The 359-nt window shown below is 62.7% G+C and carries 1 pseudogene; it reads left to right on the plus strand.

Going from position 1 to position 359, the window contains the following annotated elements:
* Positions 1-230: 230 nt before the first annotated feature.
* Positions 231-359 (plus strand): annotated as a pseudogene (locus tag NZK81_RS21500) (transposase); the annotation flags it as partial.

Genomic DNA, 359 nt, shown 5'->3' on the forward strand with positions numbered 1-359 from the left:
CGTGGCCGGCCGACAAAGAAAGGAAATCCTGATCCCGAATACGGCTGATCACCGACCGTCCTGAACCGCCAGCATAGGGAATTTTAAGCGCCCACATCTGCGGAAACTTCGGTGCCCATTGACAGGCTATTGCCGCAGCAGATTCTTGTGGTTGGGCCTCATGCCCTCACGCGCCAGCAGATAGCCCAAGCGTCGATAGCCGAACCGGCGACGCTCCGCCGCCAGCTCGCGCAGCCCTGCGCTTCCTTCCGCCCTACAGCCCGGACTTCAATCCGATCGAGAAGGCGTTCTCCCGGCTCAAGGCCATGCTCCGAAAGGCGGGTGAGCGAACCGTCAGCGGCCTGTGGGGCCTGATCGGC

It is taken from the genome of Novosphingobium mangrovisedimenti, from assembly GCF_025153475.1.
GTDB classification, from domain to species: Bacteria; Pseudomonadota; Alphaproteobacteria; order Sphingomonadales; family Sphingomonadaceae; genus Novosphingobium; species Novosphingobium mangrovi_A.